The organism is uncultured Flavobacterium sp., from assembly GCF_963922255.1.
Lineage (GTDB): Bacteria > Bacteroidota > Bacteroidia > Flavobacteriales > Flavobacteriaceae > Flavobacterium.
This window is the reverse complement of record NZ_CAWUIC010000005.1, coordinates 103,873-122,992: the sequence shown is the minus strand read 5'-3', so window position 1 is coordinate 122,992 and position 19,120 is coordinate 103,873. Positions and strand designations below refer to the sequence as shown.

The following is a 19,120-nucleotide window of genomic DNA, read 5'->3' as shown; positions in this document are numbered from 1 at the left end:
AATAAAGGGCCGTTATGAAACAACCCTTTAATTAATTTTATTGAGGTGTTAAAGTATAAGTGTAGGCTCTTGGATTACTTAAGTCTAATTCAATAAGATAGTTGCCAGATGCAGGAACAGCAATATTATCTCCACCTTCATTTAATAAACCATCTGCACCATTGTCTCCATAATTTAATGCCCAATCATCATTGGCTCTAAATTTAATTTCATTGCCTCCACTTAAAGCAAGAATAATTTCCCATTTTTTTGTAGCTTGGTTATAAATCATGTTGTGATCTACAACGCCATTGTCTGGCCACCCATTAGGGGTACCTGAACCAGTAACTGCCCAATTTGTTAAAGTAGTAGAATAAGTTAAAGCTGAAGTGTTTGCTTTAACATGATAGTAGCCAGCTGTAGCAATTGCATTTGATTCGTTTTGTTCTGCTAAAACTCCAGAGAAAGAACCATCGTCACCATAATCAGTGTTACCCCACTCAAAAGCACCTGCAGCGTTTCTTTCAACAAATTTAAATTCTCCGTCTAACCATATATAACCTTCAAAATCAGTTTCACCAAAACCAGAAGACGCTAATAAAGGTGCTGTTGGTGGATCCCATCCTTGATGATTACCTGGAACCGCTAATTTAGGTAAATCTGTTGTATAAGGAGTTAACGTGATTTTTATAGTATTTGAATAAGCCTCTAGAGATGTATTTGACCCTAAAGAGGATTTAATTCTCACATCTACATCTGAAGCTTGAAACGGATTTATACCTAAATTCAAAGCAACTGTATTAAGTTGTTCAACAGTTAATACCATAAATCTACTAGTTGTTGTTCCTGCAGAAACAATAGTCGCAAAATCGGTTCCTGACAATGCTGTTTGAACTTCATAATTAACTTCAGTTTGAACATCATAATCTGCATGATTCCATACAAGAGTTGTTGCTTCATTTTGAGCGTTATCTGGAGTTAAAATATATGAGCTACCATCTAAAGGAGTTAGTAGTTCTGGGCCACCTTTTGCAGTTACAATAGTTTGGTCGTCATTTTCACAAGATAAACTTGCTAGAAATAAAAATGCTAAAGCACTTGTTTTTAAAATATTTTTCATTTTTATGTAATTTTTTAAGTATTAATAACCAGGATTTTGTGTTAAGTTAGGATTAGCGTCTAGTGCTGTTGCAGGTATTGGAAATAGTTTATAAGTGCTAGGAATTGATGTGCCATTTGCTACACCACCTTTCCATGGCCATATGTAGTTACTTCCGGTAAAAGCATTAAATCTAATTAAATCAGATCTTCTATGTCCCTCAAAATTTAATTCTCTTGCTCTTTCGTCAAGTATAAAGCATAGTGCATCGCTTGTTCCTAATACATGAGAAGTATAACCACTTGGTGGTAATGAAGTTATTGGAGTTGCATTTGCTCTATTTCTAATTAAATTTACATAACCTAGAGATTGAGAATTAGCACTTCCATCTTTTCGGATTTGAGCTTCTACATTCATTAAGTAAGCATCAGCTAACCTGAATAAAGGAAAATCAGTGGATGAAAAGTCTGTTGAAATTCCTGTTCCATCTGAATTAAGATTTGTAAATTTTATACTAGGGAATCCATTAGTCCATTCCTTGTAATCAGTCATTTCATAAGTTTGACCAGTTTGCCAAAATAATTGACCTCTTACATCAGTTGTTGAGTTTAAATCACCAAACAACCCATACCAAGCTTTTGAAGACCTATGTCCTGCCCAACCTTGAAGAGCTCCATAATCGTTTAAAGACATGTTAGCAGAGTTTAAACTTCCATTTACTATGTAAGTCGTATTACCAAAACTTTGACTATTTAAAGCATCTGCTATTAGAGGATAAATAATTTCTGAAGAAGTATTGTTGTCACTTGAAAAGTTTTTTCTAAAATTACTCTCAAGTGAATAGCCTCCTTCATTAATAACTTTTCCAGAATATATAAAAGCATCATTCCATCTAGGTGCCCCAGTATAAACCTCCGCATTTAAATATAATTTTCCTAATAACATTCTAACAGCTGATTTATTTGCTTTTCCATACGAATTGGTTAAAGAAATATTATTTTCAATATCTAATAATTCACTTTCTACAAAATTAAATAACTCTAATCTTGAGGCTTGGGGTAATGGTGTTGTTGTACCTAAATCATCTTCTGTTAATATGACACCTTTTCCAAAACAATCAATCATGTAGTAGTAAGCTAAAGACCTTAAGAAACGTACTTCACTTATAGTTTGTTCTTTATTTGGTATATCAACATTATTTAAAATAGACAACAAATTATTACATTGTGGTACTGTGTAATAAACACGATTATATAAATATCTAAAAAATTTATTGTTTGAGTCCCATTGAGAAGTTGTAGTAAGTTGGTCTAAACCATCATCACCCCAACGATTTTTCATTGCATCAGCTGTAAAATCTTGAAGGTTTAAAATTCCTCTTAAGAATGGAGATTCTCCTGGGTCATCTGAAATGTCTGAACTTCCAGCTCCATTAGGTCCTGATAAAGCAAAAGATCCATATAGTTTTGACATTATTCCATTTATTGCTTCAGGGTCTTTTTGTAAAAGCTCTTGTAATGAAAGCTCTACTTTTGGTTCAGTATCTAAATCATTAACACAGCTAAATGTGATAACTGCTAAAATAATAAGACCAGTTAGTTTTATATTTTTCATAGTTTTTAAAAATTTAAGTTTATTCCCAATGTATACATTTTCGGTCTTGGATAAAAATTACTGTCGATACCGTTAAAATTTTCAGGATCTTGACCAGAATACTTTGTCAAAATAAAGGCATTATTTAGTGCTCCATATACTCTTAATGAAGCATTTTTTGAGAAATTATTAAACACATATCCTAAGACAATATTTTCACAACGTAAGAAAGTAGCATCTTCTAAATAATAATCAGATAAAGGAATATTTCCTTGGATATTTGTAAAATTTGGATCAGCAGCACCCTCATAAAAATTTAGAACATTATTTAAATTACTTGTGTTTACAGGTTTAGCTCTATCAACCCATCCAAGAACAAGTTTAGCGGTATTGTATACTTGACCACCTAATTGACCTCTAAAACTTGAACTTAAATCCCAGTTTTTGTAATTAAAATTTAATCCAAAACCATAAGTCCAGTTCGGTGTTAAAGCTTTATAATATCTATCGTCATTAGTTATTTTGTTATCTCCATTTCTATCTAAATAAGCACCTACAATTGGTTGGCCATTTGAGTCATATAGTTGTTCAAAAACCCATGCAGACCTTGGTTGTAGACCAACTGCATGTCTAGCTAATTGAAAGTTTGTTTGAATTGGTAAACCTGAATCTGATGTTGGAATTTGGGAAATACCCTGTAGATCAGAAATTTCTGCATAAGCATATGCAATATTAGAATTAATTGAAAGTTTAAAGTTATCATTATCAATTATATTGCTGTTCAAGATTAATTCAAATCCTTTGCTTTCTGTTGATCCAACATTTTTAACAAACGAATCTGATAATCCTTGACCCGGGGGAAGAGGTACTCTTGCTAACAAATCATTTGTCTTTCTTTGAAAGATGTCAAAACTTCCAGAAATAACACTGTTTTTAAAGAAATCAAAATCAATTCCTAGATTGGCTGTACTTGTTTTTTCCCATGTTAAATCTGGGTTAAATGCTTTTGGAGAATATAAATTCACACCAGGTAAATATTGACTATTATTATTTCCAGCTTCAAATAATGGTGTTGAAGGATAAAAACCAGCTAACCCGGTAATATCTTGTTGTCCTGTTTCACCATAACTCAATCTTAGTTTTAAATCATTAATGATATTTACATTTTTAACAAAACTTTCTTCTTTAATTTTCCAAGCTAGAGCTGCGGCAGGGAAGTATCCCCATCTGTTTTCTTTTCTATACAACGAAGAACCATCTGCTCTTAAAGATAGTGTTACTAAATATTTATTTGCAAAATCAATATTTGCTCTACCAAAAAAGGATTGAAGATTTAACACATTGTAGTATTTGCTACTTGGATCGTCTTCAATTAATTCTCTAATACCACTTGTTTGATTATATTGATACAAATCTTTTACACCATCATTTTTAAAATTTTGATAAGAATAACCACCTTGTACATCAAATTTTGAAATTATACCACTTAAAGTTTTTGTATACTGTAAATAACCTTCTAGAGTAGTATTGGTTCTCGTTTGTAATTCAGCATAATTTGTACCTGGATTAAAAACAAAGTTGGTGTTTGGGTCATTGTTTCCGTCAATAAATCTGTAAGTTTGCACAGCATTATTCGTATAATCTTCTCTTATTTTTGATTTTGTCGCATCCACCCCTAAATTTAGAACAGCTCTTAATTCTGGAAGAAAATGCATTTTATAGTCAAATTCAACATTGCCTAAAAAACGTTGTGCTTCTTCTGGTCTATTTCTTTGCTCTAAAAGTGCTAAAGGATTGCTTTGACCATCGATGATATACCTATTGTCTACAAATGCTGTGTTTTGATAGTAACCACCAAATCTATTATCTAGTGCATTGTCATATATTGGTTTTGTTGGATCCATATTTATTGCTCCTCCAATTGCTCCTCCTTCATCGACAGCATTTTTTTTGGATGAAATACCTTTTGCATTTACATCTACCTTTAAATGTTCATTGAAAAATTTAGGGGTTAATTTAATAGAAGCATTATATCTCTCATAATCATTTGTTTTTAGTAGTCCTTCATTTTTTGTATATCCAACAGAGGCTCTAAATGGAATTTTTTTAAATAAATTAGCTCTAGCACTAAAGTTATTATCAGAAACTATAGAAGTTCTATAAATAGCATCTTGCCAATCTGTATTGTATATTTTTCGTGACTCATCTACTTCTGTATTAGGGTTATCAGCTACTCCTGAATCTACTCCTAATTTGTTGGTAAGTGTTGGGTGATATTGTCTAATGAATTGTGAAAACTCATTGCCATCCATAACATTTATTGTTTTTCCTACTTTTCCAACTCCAATACTTGAAGAGAAATTAAATTCTGGTGAGCCAGAAGTACCTTTTTTTGTAGTAATGATAATTACACCATTAGAAGCTCTTGATCCATAAATAGCTGTGGCCGAAGCATCTTTTAATATAGTAAAACTTTCTATATCGTTAGGGTTTATCAACGATAAGGGATTGCTTACTCCCGCAGGATTGGTATTGTCTATAGCTATACCATCAATTACAATTAAAGGGTTGTTATTAGCAGATAAAGATGAACCTCCTCTAATTCTTATGTTTGGTGCTGAGTCAGGTTGGCCTCCATTATTAGTTATTCTAACACCAGAAGCTTTACCTGTTAACAATTGATCAGCTGACACAATTGAACCTTTGTTAAAATCTTTAGAAGTTACAGATATTAATGAACCAGTTGCATCTTTTTTCGTTGTTGAACCATATCCAATTAAAATAATATCGCTTAATTGTTGTGCGTCTTCAGTAAGAGTAACACTTATTTCAGTTTGATTTTTGTAAACCAACTCTTTAGTTGTAAATCCAACATAAGTAAATACTAAGACGTCTCCATTTTTTAGATTATTTATAGTAAAATTTCCATCAAAATCAGTAGCTACACCATTTTGAGTACCTTTAACTAATACATTTACTCCAGGTAAAGTTTGACCTAGATTGTCTAAAACAGTTCCTTTTAAAGAGCTTTGAGCTAATAAGCTTAAAGGCAAAATGAAAAGAATGAATAATAACTTTTTTTGTATTGTCTTCATACAATTTGTTTAGGTTAATTTTTGTTAAAATTTGCTATGTAACTCTACTTCGAATGTTAAATTTATGTAAATATTTGATAAAAAAAAATGACAATTCAATTACAAAGTTGCGAAAACGTTATAGTGTTGAAAACTTTATTAATTTACGCAATATTTCGTCCTAAAATTTTGATTCTGAAAAATATAAACTACTTTTATTGTCATATTAATCATGCATAAAAATAGCAATGAGAAAAAAAGTTACTTTAAAACAAATTGCAAGAGAACTAGATGTTTCTATCTCAACTGTTTCAAAATCATTAAAAGATAGTCATGAAATTAGTGAAGATACAAGGCAAAAAGTGCAAGCATTTGCTAAGCTTTATAATTATAAACCAAATAACATTGCATTAAGTTTAAAGAACAAGAAAACAAAAACAATAGGTATAATAATCCCAGAAATTGTGCATCATTTTTTCGCAACTGTAATTAGCGGAATTGAGCAAGTGGCAAATGAAAATGGATATAATGTAATTGTTTGCTTATCCGATGAATCTTTTGATAAAGAAGTTATAAATATGGAGCTTTTGGCAAATGGAAGTACTGATGGATTTATCATGTCACTTTCTAAAGAAACCATGCAAAAGAAAGATTTTCATCATATTCAAGAAATTATAAGTCAAGGAATGCCAGTTGTTATGTTTGACAGAGTAACAAATGATGTGTTCTGTGATAAAGTAATTATTGATGATCAACAAGCTGCTTATGATGCAATTCAATACTTTATATCCAAAGATTTAAAAAAAGTAGCACTTCTAACAACTGTTGATTATGTGAGTGTTGGTAAATTAAGAACAGATGGTTATTTAAAAGCTTTAAGAGATAACGGAATTATAGTTAATGAAGAATTAATTGTAAAAATTGAGGACATTGAAAATTGTTCAAATAAAATAGATTCTTTAATCAAAAATCAAGAGTTTGATGCGCTTTTTGCAGTTAATGAATTGTTTGCTGTTACAGCGATCAAATTGGCTAACAGATTAGGTAAAAAAGTTCCAGATGATTTTTCGGTAATTGGTTTCACTGATGGTATCATCTCCCAATTTTCAACACCTAGAATTACAACCGTTAGTCAAAACGGTATAAAAATGGGGAGAAAAGCAGCAAAAATGCTAATTGATAGACTTGAAAAAGATGGAGAAGACGAATTTTACACTACAGAAATAATTGAAACTAATCTGGTTTTAAGAGAATCTACTACAACGTGATAGTTGTTTTTAATAAGCTGATTTTTAAATGTTTGTGTTTTATTTTTAGAATAATTTAGAGAGTAAAATCTAATGAAAATATTTTTTCAATTGAAATAATATATATATTTGTAACATCAAAGCTTGTAATTCACTTCGAAAATGTTTTAAGTTTTGATAAGCATACAAACGCTTATCGTTTTATTAATTAATAAAATACGATAATGGAAAAGCGTAAGCTAAATTTCTGGCAAATTTGGAACATGAGTTTCGGATTTCTAGGAATACAAATGGGTTTTGCTTTACAAAATGCAAATGCCAGTCGAATTCTACAAATTTTTGGAGCCGATGTACACGAATTATCGTGGTTTTGGATAATTGCACCTTTAATGGGGTTAATTGTTCAACCAATAGTTGGTCACTTTAGCGATAATACTTGGACAAGACTTGGAAGAAGAAAACCCTATTTTTTAGTTGGAGCATTATTGGCTTCTATTGGTTTAATATTAATGCCTCAAGCCGAAATTTTTATTGCATTTATGCCAGCGTTATGGTTTGGTTCAGGAATGTTAATGATTATGGACGCTTCCTTTAATATTGCAATGGAACCTTTTAGAGCTTTAGTTGGCGATAATTTAAATGTTGACCAACACACATTAGGTTTTAGTGTTCAAACCGTACTCATTGGAATTGGAGCTGTAATTGGTTCATGGTTACCTTACATTGTTCATAATTGGTTTGGAGTAAGCAATGTCTCAACAGAAAATTCAGCAATTCCCTTACATTTAATTTACTCATTTATTATTGGTGCAATAATTTTAATTGTTACAATTTTAATAACTGTTTTTACGACAAAAGAATATTCTCCAGAAGAAATGACACTTATTCAAAACAAATTTGAGCCTCAAAATTCAGAAATTGAAGAAGTGAAAGAATCAAAATTAACTGATATTTTTACTGATTTTGCAAAAATGCCTGTAACTATGAGGCAATTAAGCTGGGTTCAGTTTTTTTCATGGTTTGGTTTGTTTGGAATGTGGGTTTTTTCTACACCAGCAATTGCACAACATATTTATGGTTTAGCAATTACGGATGTTAAAAGTCTAGAATATCAATCAGCAGGTGATTGGGTAGGAATTATTTTTGGAGTTTATAATTTGGTTTCAGCAATTGTTGCTTTTGGATTACCTTATATTGCAAAGCAGATTGGAAGAAAGAAAACACATGCTTTATCATTATTTTTAGGAGGTTTAGGTTTGATATCAATGTATTTCATGCCAAATAAAGAAGCTCTAATTTTTTCAATGATTTTAGTAGGAATAGCTTGGGCAAGCATATTAGCCATGCCTTATGCAATTTTAGCAGGTTCTATTAAACCAAAAAAGATGGGAGTTTATATGGGAATTTTCAATTTTTTCATTGTAATTCCACAAATTATTAATGCTTTAATTGGAGGTCCTTTAGTTAAGTATGTATACGGTGACCATGCAATTTATGCTTTGGTCTCAAGCGGTATAAGCTTTATGATTGCAGCTTTTTTAGTGTTAAAAGTAAAAGACAAAAAAGATTTAATTTAAAATGAGTAAAAAAACATTCATATTCGACCTTGACGGAGTAATTGTTGACACAGCAAAATATCATTTTTTAGCTTGGCAACGATTAGCGGCTCAAATAGGGATAGAATTTACACCAGAACACAATGAGCAATTAAAAGGAGTAAGTCGTGTACGTTCCTTAGAAATAATTTTAGCTCTTGGAAATGTAGAAGCTTCTCGAGAAGAAAAAAACGAATGGTTGGTTCAAAAAAACACCGAATACCTTTCTTATATTGAAGAAATGAATGAAAGTGAAATTCTTCCAGGTGTTATGATAGTGCTTGATTATTTAAAACAACACAAACAAAATATAGTATTAGGTTCAGCTAGTAAAAATGCAAAACCAATTCTAGAAAAAGCAAAAATACTACATTATTTCGATGCTATTGTTGATGGAAATGATGTTTCGAATGCAAAACCTGATCCTGAAGTTTTTCTTCAAGGAGCCAAAAAAGCACATGATATAGCTGAAAACTGTATCGTCTTTGAAGATTCTGTTGCAGGAATTCAAGCGGCAAATTTAGCCAATATGATAAGTATTGGGATAGGTGAAACTGAAGTGCTACATGAAGCAGATTATATCTTTAAAGACTTCACTTTTATAGATTTAAGCTTTATAAAAAATTTAATAAATGAAAAATGTGTTTAATAAATTAAGTGTTTCTATCAATGGAATAGTTAAACGATTAAACAACTAAACAAAATAAAGAATGAACCAAGATTATATAAAACCAGATAATTGGTCCATCATAGAAGAAGGATTTGATGCAAGTAGAGTGAAATCATCTGAAAGTCTTTTCAGTATTGGTAACGGAGCTATGGGGCAACGTGCTAATTTTGAAGAATCGTATGCAGGTAAAACATTCCAAGGAAGTTATATTGCGGGAGTTTATTATCCAGACAAAACGCGTGTAGGTTGGTGGAAAAATGGTTATCCTCAATATTTTGCCAAAGTATTAAATGCTCCTAATTGGATTGGAATTGATATCGAAATCAACGGTGAACAATTAGATTTAGCAACTTGTTCTGAAGTGAAAAACTTTAGAAGAGAATTAAATATGAAAGAAGGTGTTTATACACGTTCTTTTGAAGCTACTTTGCAAAATGGTACGCAAGTTGGTGTAAATGTAAAGCGATTTTTATCTTTAGATTTAGACGAATTAGGTGTAATCAATTACGAAGTTAAAGCTTTAAATCAAGATGCGAAAATAGTTTTCAAACCTTATGTTGATGCAGGAATCACCAATGAAGATACCAATTGGGATGACAAATTTTGGGATATTTTAGAAATAAAAAACAAACAAAATTCTGGATTTATAGTTTCAAAAACATTAAAGACGAATTTCACTGCTTGTACTTTTATGCATAATACCTTTCTGGTAAATGGAAAAGTTTCAGATGTTAATCCTACAAACATTGAAACATCAGAAACTAAAACCCAGTTTTCTTATGAATTTGCTGTTTCAGAAGGACAAACTATTGCTATTCAAAAATTAGGAGGTTACACCGTTTCAACTAATCATGATGAGCAGCAATTAATAAATGTTGCTCAAAAAGTAATTGATAATGGACTTGAATTGGGTTATGAAAAATTACTTCAAAATCAAATCGATTCTTGGGCAAAAATTTGGGAAATGAGTGATATTACAATTGATGGCGATGTAAAAGCCCAACAAGGTATTCGTTTTAATATTTTCCATTTAAATCAAACCTATTTAGGGAAAGATTCTAGATTAAATATTGGTCCAAAAGGTTTTACAGGAGAAAAATATGGTGGATCAACTTATTGGGACACTGAAGCGTATTGTATTCCTTTTTACATGGCAACCAAAGATCAAAATGTTGCAAGGAATTTATTGACTTACCGTTTCAATCAATTAGATAAAGCCATCGAAAACGCTCAAAATAATTTGTGTTTCAAAAACGGTGCAGCTTTATATCCAATGGTTACCATGAATGGTGAAGAATGTCACAACGAATGGGAAATCACGCACGAAGAAATTCATAGAAACGGAGCTATTGCTTTCGCGATTTTCAATTATTATCGTTACACAGGAGATTATTCATACATTCCAGAAAAAGGTTTGGAAGTTTTAATTGGAATTGCACGTTTTTGGCATCAAAGAGCTAACTTCTCAACAGCTAAAAATCAATATGTAATTTTGGGTGTGACTGGTCCAAATGAATACGAAAACAACGTAAATAACAATTGGTACACAAATTATATTGCTAAATGGTGTATCGATTATACGATTGAACAAATCAGCAAAATAGAAAAAGAATATCCATCAGATTATACTAGAATTTTAAATAAGGTTAATCTAGCTACAGCTGAAATTTCAGAAATGAAAAAAGTAGCGGATAATATGTATTTTCCATATTCAGAAGAACATGGAGTTTATTTACAACAAGATGGCTTCTTAGATAAAGAATTAGTTACAGTTGCCAATTTAGATAAATCACAACGACCAATTAACCAAAAATGGAGTTGGGACAGAATTTTACGTTCACCTTACATCAAACAAGCAGATACATTACAAGGTTTCTACTTTTTTGAAGATCATTTTACCAAAGAACAATTAGAAAAACATTTCGATTTTTACGAACCATTTACAGTGCATGAAAGTTCGCTTTCTCCATGTGTTCACTCAATTCAAGCGGCTGTTTTAGGTCGAATGGAACAGGCTTATACATTCTATTTACGAACTTCACGTTTGGATTTAGACGATTATAACAAAGAAGTTCATGAAGGCTTACACATTACTTCAATGGCTGGAACTTGGATGAGTATCGTGGAAGGTTTTGGAGGCATGCGAGTTAAAAATAATCAATTGCATTTTGAACCAAAAATCCCAAAAGAGTGGAACGCTTATTCGTTTAAAGTGAATTTCAGAAATGCAATTGTTAAAGTTGAAGTCAATCACGAGGAAACAAAAGTAAACGTTGAGGGTAATCAAGAAATTGAAGTTTTAGTAAATGGAAAATCACAATTAGTTAAATTATAATACAATGAAGCAGTTTTTAGTTTTAATTTTCACAATTCTAGTTTCAATTTTTGGAAACGCTCAAGAATTCAAATCACCAAACGGAAATTTCACTATGAAATTCTCTTTATTAAGTGATGGAACTCCAACATATCAACTTTCATACTTAAATAAGGAAGTTATAAAGTCGAGTAAACTAGGATTAGAACTTAAAAACGATGCAAAATCACTTTTAAATGATTTCAAAGTTGTAAGTACAACTCCATCAACATTCAATGAAACATGGAAAACCGTTTGGGGTGAAGAAACTCAAATTCAAAATCATTATAATGAATTAGCCATAACTCTAAAACAAAATGAAACTGAAAGAGAAATGATTATTCGTTTTCGTTTATTTAATGATGGTTTAGGATTTAGATATGAATTTCCACAACAAAAAAATCTAGTATATTTTGTCATAAAAGAAGAGCGTACAGAATTTGCCATGACTGGTGATCATAAAGCTTTTTGGATTCCAGGAGATTATGATACACAAGAATATGATTATACGGAAAGTAAATTATCTGAAATTAGAGGATTATTCAAAAAAGCTGTAACAGATAACGCTTCACAACAACAATTTTCTGATACTGGAGTTCAAACTTCTTTAATGATGAAAACTTCTGAGGGAATTTACATCAATCTTCACGAAGCAGCTTTGATTAATTATTCGTGCATGAGTTTAGATTTGAATGATAAAACGTTTGTTTTTCAATCGCATTTAACTCCAGATGCAAAAGGTGATAAAGGTTACATGCAAACACCTTGCGTTTCACCTTGGAGAACTTTGGTAATTAGTTATGATGCTCGTGATATTTTAGCATCAAGAATGACTTTAAACTTAAACGAACCTTGTAAAATTGAAGATATTTCTTGGATAAAACCAGTAAAATATGTGGGCGTTTGGTGGGAAATGATAACAGGAAAAAGTTCTTGGTCATATACCAATGATTTTCCGTCTATTCAATTAGGAGTTACGGATTATTCTAAAGCAAAACCAAATGGAACTCACGCTGCAAACACAAAGCACGTTAAAGAATTAATTGATTTTGCAGCACTTCACGGATTTGATGGTGTTTTAGTCGAAGGTTGGAATGAAGGTTGGGAAGATTGGTTCGGTCAATCCAAAGATTATGTTTTTGATTTCGTGACACCTTATCCAGACTTTGATGTAAAAGGAATTCACGCTTACGCAAAATCAAAAGGAATTAAAATGATTATGCACCATGAAACTTCTGGTTCAGCAAGAAATTATGAACGTCACATGGATAAAGCGTATCAATTTATGAAAGACAACGGATATGATGCTGTAAAAAGTGGTTACGTTGGAAATATGCTACCAAGAGGAGAACATCATTACAGCCAATGGATTGTGAATCATTACCAATATGCTCTTGAAAAAGCAGCAGATTATAAAATCATGGTCAATGCACATGAAGCGGTTCGTCCAACAGGAATAGCTAGAACTTATCCAAATTTAATTGGAAATGAATCAGCTCGTGGAACTGAGTTTCAAGCTTTTGGTGGTTCAAAACCAAATCACACAACAATTTTACCCTTTACAAGATTAATGGGTGGACCAATGGATTACACTCCAGGAATTTTTGAAATGGATATTTCTAAATTAAATCCAAACAACAATTCACATGTAAATACAACTTTAGCTAATCAATTAGGTTTATATGTTACAATGTATTCACCATTGCAAATGGCAGCCGATTTGCCAGAAAACTACAATCGCTTTTTAGATGCTTTTCAATTCATTAAAGATGTTCCAGTAGAATGGACTGAATCTAAATATTTAGAAGCAGAACCAGGATATTACATCACTATCGCTAGAAAAGATAAAAATTCTAACAATTGGTTTATTGGAAATAACAATGGAGTTAATCCAAGAACATCAACAATTAGTTTAGATTTCCTTGAAAAAGGTAAAAAATATGAAGCAACTATATACGCTGATGCTAAAGATGCCGATTATAAAACCAATCCACAAGCCTATAAAATCACCAAACAAAAAGTAACTAATAAGTCAAAATTAAAAATGACTTCAGCTGCAGCTGGTGGTTACGCAATAAGTATTGTTGAAGTAAAATAAATTCTTTTGTCATGCTGAACTTGATTCAGCATCTAAATAATTAAACATGAAAAAACAAATAACAGTTTTCTTCCTTTTAATAGCAACTTTCACTTTCGCTCAAATCGACAAGATGGAACCACCATTTTGGTACGAAGGCATGCATAAAAGTGAAATTCAAGTTTTATTCTACGGAAAAAATATAGCCGAAAATACAGTTTCAATTTCAAATGATGTTGTAATTACAAACGTTACAAAAACAGAAAACCCAAATTATCTTTTCGTTACAATTGACACAAAAAATGTTGCTGCTCAAACGTTGAAATTTACTTTTAAAAACGGGAAAAAGACATTTTTTAAAAATTTTGAAATTAAAAAGAGAAGAGAAAATTCAGCTTTAAGAAAAGGGTTTGATGCTTCAGATGTAGTTTATTTATTAATGCCCGATCGTTTTGCCAACGGAAATGAATCCAACGATTCTTCTCAAAATCTTCAAGAAAAAGCCAATAGAAGTTTGCCGGGTGGAAGACATGGTGGTGATGTACAAGGAATTATTGATCATTTAGATTACATCAATGAATTAGGAGCAACCGCTATTTGGTCAACACCAATGTGTGAAGATAACGACAAAGGCTACTCGTATCATACTTACGGACAATCGGATGTATACCAAATAGATGCACGTTATGGAAGTAATGAAGATTATAAAAGATTATCAGTTGAAATGCATAAACGTGGCATGAAATTAATCAAAGATTATGTAACGAATCATTGGGGTGCAGAACATTGGATGTTTAAAGATATGCCAACTTACGATTGGTTTCATCAATTTCCAGGTTACGCGCAAAGCAATTATAGAATGACCACACAGTATGATATTAATGGTTCAAAACGAGATGCTAAATATTGTATGGATGGTTGGTTTGTGCCAAGTATGCCCGATTTAAATCAATCGAATCCTTTAGTATTGAATTACTTAATTCAAAATGCCATTTGGTGGGTAGAATTTGCAGATTTAGATGGTTTTAGAGTAGATACGTATTCGTATTGTGATAAAGACGGAATTGCAAAATGGACCAAAGCAGTAATGGATGAATATCCTTATTTCAATATAGTTGGAGAAGTTTGGATGCACGATCAAGCTCAAATTTCGTATTGGCAAAAGGACAGTCCAATTGCTGATATTCAAAGTTATAATTCTTACTTACCAAGTGTAATGGACTTTACTTTACACGATGTTTTTGGAAATGTTTTCAATGAAGATAATGCTTCTTGGAGTGATGGAACAATCAAGTTTTATGAGAATTTTGTAAATGACTTTTTATACGAAAACCCAAATAATTTGTTGATTTTTCTAGAAAATCATGATACAGGACGTTTTAATGAAATCTATAAAAATGATTTTACGAAGTATCAATTAGGAATGACCATTTTAGCAACAATGCGAGGAATTCCACAAATTTATTATGGTTCAGAAATTGGAATGGCTGGAGATAAAGGGAAAGGTGATGCAGACATTCGTCAAGATTTTCCTGGTGGATGGAAAGGTGATACAAACAATGCTTTTACTAATTCTGGAAGAACAGCTTCTCAAAAACAATATTTTGATTTTTCTAAAAAGATATTGAATTGGAGAAAAAATAAAGAAGTAATTCACACAGGAAAATTGACGCACTACATTCCAGAAAATAATGTTTACGTTTATTTCCGTCATAATGATGTTGAAAGCGTGATGGTTGTTGTTAATAATTCTAAAGATAATCAGAAATTAAATCTTTCGCGTTTTGAAGAAAACATTAAATCATTTTCTTCTGGTAATGATATTCTTTCAGGAAAAACAATCGATTTGAAAAACGAATTATTAATTGAAGGAAAATCAAGTTTAATTTTAGAATTGAAATAAGTTTATTATGAAAAAAATATTTTTAGCCGCATTGCTTTTTACAGTTTTAATTAGTTGTAAAAAAGAAGCAAAAGAAACAGAAACTTCAACAGAAGAAATAAAATCAGAAATCGCACAATTTTCTCCAGAAGTTGAAGAAAACGCGGTGATTTATGAAGTAAACATTCGTCAATATTCTCCAGAAGGAACTTTTAATGAATTCACAAAAGACATTCCAAAACTAAAAGAATTAGGTGTGAAAATTATATGGGTAATGCCTATTTTTCCAATTTCAGAAACCAAAAGAAAAGCTACAGGTGGAGATGAAAGCAAATTTGCCTCAGAAATGCCAAAAGAAGAACAATCAAAATATTTGGGAAGTTATTACGCAGTTTCCGATTTCAAAAAAGTAAATCCAGAATTTGGAACCATTGAAGATTTTAGAAAAATGGTGCAAACAGCTCACGAAAATGGCATTTATGTTATTTTGGATTGGGTGCCAAATCATACCGGTTGGGATCACGTTTGGATAAAAGAACATCCAGAATACTATACTAAAAACGAAAAAGGCGAAATCATTGATCCAATAAATCCAGAAACCGGAAAATCTTGGGGTTGGACAGATGTTGCGGATTTGAATTACGATAACCAAGACCTTCGTGCAGCAATGGCAAACGATATGTTGCATTGGATTAAGAATGAAAATGTTGATGGTTTCCGTTGCGATGTGGCTAGTAATGTGCCAACAGATTTTTGGAAGGAAACTATTCCAGTATTGAGAAAAGAAAAAAATATTTTCATGTTAGCTGAAGCTTGGCAACCCGAATTAATGAAAGACAATTTATTTGATATGGGTTATAACTGGACAAGTCATCACTTAATAAACGATATTGCTAAAGGTAAAAAAAATGCTATCGATTGGGATAAATTCATTGAAGAGGATAACAACAAGTATGAAGCAAATGATATTTTGATGAGTTTTGTGGACAATCATGATGAAAATTCTTGGAATGGAACGGTTCAAAGTAGATTAGGAAAAGCAGAAGAAGCATTGACAGCATTGTCTTATGTAGCACCAGGAATGCCATTAATTTATAGTGGAAATGAATACGGTTTAAATCACAGTTTAAAATTTTTTGAAAAAGATTCAATTCCAAAAACAAAAGGAAAAGAATGGGATTTTAGAGCTAAACTAGGAACTTTAAAAAACACAAATATTGCTTTAAATGGAGGAAAGAACAAAGCTTCTTACACAAGAATAAAAACATCTAATGATAAAAATGTATTGGTTTTTGAAAGAGAAAAAGATGGTAAAAAAATCATTTATATGGCTAATTTATCATCAAAACCTATGGATGTAAGTGTTTCTTTAAATGGAAGCTATAAAGATGTTTTAACTGGAGAAACTATCGATTTAAATGAGAAACAAATTTATCCATTAAAACCTTGGCAGTATTATATTTTGACTGAATAGGTTTTCTTAACATTAAATTACAAAAACATCAATCGAAAGGTTGGTGTTTTTTTGTATTTTTATAGTAATGAAAAAATCAATAATCATAGGACATCGAGGAGCAATGGGTTACGAAACCGAAAACACTCTTTTGTCGTTTCAAAAAGCATTAGACTTGTTTGTGGATATGATAGAAATTGATGTTTATGTTATTAAAACAGGTGAAGTTGTCGTTTTTCATGATAAAACCTTAAAAAGATTAGCATCTTCGTTAGAAAATATTGAAGATTTAACTTTAGAAGAAGTGAAAAACATCAATCTAATTGGAAATCATCAAATTCCAACTTTAATTCAAGTTATAGAATTTATAAACAAAAGAGTTCCAATAAATATTGAATTAAAAGGACAAAATACAGCAAAACCAACACATAAAATCATTCAAGAATTCATACAGACACATAACTTTCAAAATCATCATTTTCTAATTTCAAGCTTTAATTGGGAAGAATTAAAAACATTTAGAAAATTGAATCCTAAAACTCCAATTGCTGTTTTGTCTGAGCAAAATCATTTAAACGCAATTCCAATCGCTAAAAAATTAAACGCAATTGCCATAAATCCATGGTTTTTTACACTTACGAAGAATGAAGTCGAAGAAATTCAGAACAATGGTTTTGAAGTTTACACTTACACGGTTAATGAAATTACAGACATAAAAGAAGCTATCTATTTTGGTGTAGATGGAATGTTTTGCAATTTCCCAGATAGAATTCATTCTTGCTTATAGCTATTTCAATTAAGAAAAATCATTTAATAATTAGCGAATTTGCGGTCAAAATAAAATCACGATATTTGCAAAAAAATAAAACATTGAATTCTAATTACGACATACTTATTATTGGTGGTGGAGCAGCAGGTTTTTTTACAGCAATAAATGTGGTAGAAAATAATCCTACTTTAAAAGTTGCGATTCTAGAAAGAGGAAAAACCGTTTTAGAAAAAGTTAGAATTTCTGGTGGTGGAAGATGTAATGTCACTCATGCTTGTTTTGTACCCAATGAATTAGTAAAATTTTATCCAAGAGGTGAAAAGGAATTGCGTGGCCCATTTCATCAATTTTGTTCTGGAGATACAATCGAATGGTTTGAAAAACATGGAGTTACCTTAAAAATTGAAGAAGACGGAAGAATGTTTCCTGAATCAGATTCTTCGCAAACTATAATCGATTGTTTTACGAAAGCCACAAAAGATTTAGGTATTGATATACTCACAAGCCAAAGCGTACAATCCATTTATCAAACGGAAACTCATTTTAAAGTACAGACTAATTCAGATACATTTTTAGCAGAAAAAATTGTGATGACAACTGGAAGCAACCCTAAAATATGGGAAATGCTTGAAAATTTAGGACATTCAATTGTTTCAGCTGTTCCTTCTTTGTTTACATTTAATGTAAAAGATGCGCGATTAAAAGATTTAATGGGATTATCAACATTTGCGTCTGTCAAAGTAAAAAAATCAAAATTAGAAGCTTCAGGACCTTTATTAATTACACATTGGGGATTATCTGGACCTGGAATATTAAGACTTTCAGCTTGGGGAGCAAGAGAATTATTCGATAAAAATTATCATTTTGCGATTCTAGTAAACTGGTTAAATGAAACCACTTTTGAAGAATGTATAGATTTATTAAAAGATATTAAAATTGAAAATGCTAAAAAAGTAATTTCAAAAAAATCTCCTTTTGAAATGCCAAACCGTTTGTGGGAACGCTTAGTTTTAGCCTCAGGAATTTCAGCAGAAACAAAATGGGCTGATTGTAATAAAACACAATTAAATGCTTTGGCCAATCAATTGACTGCTGGAGAATTTCAAGTTAATGGAAAAAGCACCTTCAAAGAAGAATTTGTAACTGCAGGTGGAATTGATTTAAAAGAAGTCAATTTTAAAACTATGGAAAGTAAAGTTATTCCAAATATATATTTTGCTGGAGAAATTTTAAATATTGATGCCATAACTGGTGGATTCAATTTTCAAAATGCATGGACAGGTGGTTTTATTGTAGCTCAATCTATTGCATAAAAAAACCTTGTATTCA

The 19,120-nt window shown here is 31.3% G+C and carries 12 protein-coding genes; 9 read left to right on the top strand and 3 right to left on the bottom strand.

Translation table 11 applies throughout. From position 1 onward, the window contains the following. Positions 1–37: 37 nt before the first annotated feature. The 3 genes from AABJ49_RS05975 to AABJ49_RS05965 are packed head-to-tail and all read right to left on the bottom strand — an operon-like array spanning position 38 to position 5,766. Positions 38–1,099 (bottom strand): SusE domain-containing protein, encoded by a 1,062-nt coding sequence (locus AABJ49_RS05975; protein ID WP_338376950.1) that lies wholly within the window; start codon positions 1,097–1,099, stop codon positions 38–40. Between the two features lie 21 nt (positions 1,100–1,120). Beyond that, the gene (locus AABJ49_RS05970; protein WP_338376948.1) at positions 1,121–2,692 is read right to left on the bottom strand and encodes a RagB/SusD family nutrient uptake outer membrane protein; all 1,572 of its coding nucleotides are present in this window, start codon (positions 2,690–2,692) and stop codon (positions 1,121–1,123) included. Positions 2,693–2,697: 5 nt separating this feature from the next. Continuing rightward, positions 2,698–5,766 carry a SusC/RagA family TonB-linked outer membrane protein gene (locus tag AABJ49_RS05965; RefSeq protein ID WP_338376946.1) on the bottom strand — a complete coding sequence of 1,023 codons (3,069 nt, stop codon included), beginning with the start codon at positions 5,764–5,766 and terminating at the stop codon, positions 2,698–2,700. Positions 5,767–5,993: 227 nt separating this feature from the next. Between AABJ49_RS05965 and AABJ49_RS05960 the strand changes: the two genes are divergently transcribed. From AABJ49_RS05960 to AABJ49_RS05920, 9 genes are all read left to right on the top strand, one after another. Then, positions 5,994–7,013 carry a LacI family DNA-binding transcriptional regulator gene (locus AABJ49_RS05960; protein WP_338376943.1) on the top strand — a complete coding sequence of 340 codons (1,020 nt, stop codon included), beginning with the start codon at positions 5,994–5,996 and terminating at the stop codon, positions 7,011–7,013. Positions 7,014–7,216: 203 nt separating this feature from the next. After that, positions 7,217–8,569: an MFS transporter gene (locus AABJ49_RS05955; RefSeq protein ID WP_338376941.1), complete on the top strand. Its 1,353-nt coding sequence runs from the start codon at positions 7,217–7,219 to the stop codon at positions 8,567–8,569. A gap of 1 nt (position 8,570) precedes the next feature. Further along, the gene (pgmB, locus tag AABJ49_RS05950) at positions 8,571–9,236 is read left to right on the top strand and encodes a beta-phosphoglucomutase (RefSeq protein ID WP_338376940.1); all 666 of its coding nucleotides are present in this window, start codon (positions 8,571–8,573) and stop codon (positions 9,234–9,236) included. Between the two features lie 61 nt (positions 9,237–9,297). Next, positions 9,298–11,592: a glycoside hydrolase family 65 protein gene (locus tag AABJ49_RS05945; RefSeq protein WP_338376938.1), complete on the top strand. Its 2,295-nt coding sequence runs from the start codon at positions 9,298–9,300 to the stop codon at positions 11,590–11,592. Positions 11,593–11,596: 4 nt separating this feature from the next. Beyond that, positions 11,597–13,708 (top strand): glycoside hydrolase family 97 protein, encoded by a 2,112-nt coding sequence (locus AABJ49_RS05940; RefSeq protein ID WP_338376937.1) that lies wholly within the window; start codon positions 11,597–11,599, stop codon positions 13,706–13,708. 46 nt (positions 13,709–13,754) lie between these two features. Further along, positions 13,755–15,590 (top strand): glycoside hydrolase family 13 protein, encoded by a 1,836-nt coding sequence (locus tag AABJ49_RS05935; protein ID WP_338376935.1) that lies wholly within the window; start codon positions 13,755–13,757, stop codon positions 15,588–15,590. Positions 15,591–15,597: 7 nt separating this feature from the next. After that, positions 15,598–17,043, top strand: coding sequence for an alpha-amylase family glycosyl hydrolase (locus AABJ49_RS05930; protein WP_338376933.1), 1,446 nt, complete (start codon positions 15,598–15,600; stop codon positions 17,041–17,043). A gap of 67 nt (positions 17,044–17,110) precedes the next feature. After that, the gene (locus AABJ49_RS05925) at positions 17,111–17,809 is read left to right on the top strand and encodes a glycerophosphodiester phosphodiesterase family protein (RefSeq protein WP_338376931.1); all 699 of its coding nucleotides are present in this window, start codon (positions 17,111–17,113) and stop codon (positions 17,807–17,809) included. Between the two features lie 83 nt (positions 17,810–17,892). Further along, positions 17,893–19,104 (top strand): NAD(P)/FAD-dependent oxidoreductase, encoded by a 1,212-nt coding sequence (locus tag AABJ49_RS05920; protein WP_338376929.1) that lies wholly within the window; start codon positions 17,893–17,895, stop codon positions 19,102–19,104. Positions 19,105–19,120 lie beyond the last annotated feature (16 nt).

Bases quoted from the DNA above. Each gene is read 5' to 3' on its own strand.
- AABJ49_RS05975 (WP_338376950.1), bottom strand. From the start codon at position 1,099: ATGAAAAATATTTTAAAAACAAGTGCTTTAGCATTTTTATTTCTAGCA.
- AABJ49_RS05970 (WP_338376948.1), bottom strand. From the start codon at position 2,692: ATGAAAAATATAAAACTAACTGGTCTTATTATTTTAGCAGTTATCACA.
- AABJ49_RS05965 (WP_338376946.1), bottom strand. From the start codon at position 5,766: ATGAAGACAATACAAAAAAAGTTATTATTCATTCTTTTCATTTTGCCT.
- AABJ49_RS05960 (WP_338376943.1), top strand. From the start codon at position 5,994: ATGAGAAAAAAAGTTACTTTAAAACAAATTGCAAGAGAACTAGATGTT.
- AABJ49_RS05955 (WP_338376941.1), top strand. From the start codon at position 7,217: ATGGAAAAGCGTAAGCTAAATTTCTGGCAAATTTGGAACATGAGTTTC.
- pgmB (WP_338376940.1), top strand. From the start codon at position 8,571: ATGAGTAAAAAAACATTCATATTCGACCTTGACGGAGTAATTGTTGAC.
- AABJ49_RS05945 (WP_338376938.1), top strand. From the start codon at position 9,298: ATGAACCAAGATTATATAAAACCAGATAATTGGTCCATCATAGAAGAA.
- AABJ49_RS05940 (WP_338376937.1), top strand. From the start codon at position 11,597: ATGAAGCAGTTTTTAGTTTTAATTTTCACAATTCTAGTTTCAATTTTT.
- AABJ49_RS05935 (WP_338376935.1), top strand. From the start codon at position 13,755: ATGAAAAAACAAATAACAGTTTTCTTCCTTTTAATAGCAACTTTCACT.
- AABJ49_RS05930 (WP_338376933.1), top strand. From the start codon at position 15,598: ATGAAAAAAATATTTTTAGCCGCATTGCTTTTTACAGTTTTAATTAGT.
- AABJ49_RS05925 (WP_338376931.1), top strand. From the start codon at position 17,111: ATGAAAAAATCAATAATCATAGGACATCGAGGAGCAATGGGTTACGAA.